This is a genomic window from Methylobacterium sp. J-070 (assembly GCF_022829385.1).
Classification (GTDB): domain Bacteria; phylum Pseudomonadota; class Alphaproteobacteria; order Rhizobiales; family Beijerinckiaceae; genus Methylobacterium.
Window position 1 is genome coordinate 1 of record NZ_JAKSXX010000096.1, and the last position, 739, is coordinate 739.

The 739-nt window shown below is 60.9% G+C and carries 1 protein-coding gene; it reads right to left on the reverse strand.

Annotation, left to right across the window (positions count from 1 at the left end; genetic code table 11):
- Positions 1–266: 266 nt before the first annotated feature.
- The gene (locus MKL01_RS36125; RefSeq protein ID WP_243904473.1) at positions 267–473 is read right to left on the reverse strand and encodes a hypothetical protein; all 207 of its coding nucleotides are present in this window, start codon (positions 471–473) and stop codon (positions 267–269) included.
- Positions 474–739: the final 266 nt, after the last annotated feature.

Sequence of the window (739 nt, forward strand, 5' to 3'; positions counted from 1 at the left end):
GGCCGTCATGCCGAAGGCGGCAAGGAGTGTGCCTGCGCCGAAAAGCGCGCAGAACCGCTGAGCACGGTGAGATAATTGCGTCATGGCCACGCTTTATGACGCCATTTGATCCAGCCCGCATACGCATGAACGGCAACTCTCAGCCGAATACCTCGCAATAGGATCGGCCGTGATTATTCAGCAACGTTCCGATCGGGTTCGATCGCTCCCTATGTCAGACCAGTTCGACGGCGTAGACTTTCAGCTGCTGCGCACAAGCCGAGCCATCAAATCGGCATCGGCTCAATCCAGATGAACAGCGCCGTCGCAACCACTAAGAGCAACCCGAAGATACATGCCGCATGGAAGTCACGGCGATCCTGAAACGCCTTTCCGAAGCCGGATATGATCAGCTTCATAGCCGTGACGATGCTAGCGCATCCCGAGACTATGATGATGGCGAACAGGATCCAGCCAGTGAGCGTCTGAGGCATGGCCTGCTCTATTGTAGTGGACCAAGGGCGTCCACCGCACCGGCCGGGCGGCCATCCCATCACGGCTCGCCCGGCGTCGCGCAGATCTCTATCGGCGACCGTGAATGACCAAGGCGAGCAGATAGCCGATCGCGCCGGCCAAGACCACGAGGCCCAGCGGCGACTCCTGCGCGTGTGGACGAAGCGCCTCGCTACCCTGCCGGTACAAGCGCTGAGCATCCGGATAGCGCTCGCGAGCGCGATCGAACGCGTCGCCGGCGAACTCG

Bases quoted from the DNA above. Each gene is read 5' to 3' on its own strand.
- MKL01_RS36125 (WP_243904473.1), bottom strand. From the start codon at position 473: ATGCCTCAGACGCTCACTGGCTGGATCCTGTTCGCCATCATCATAGTC.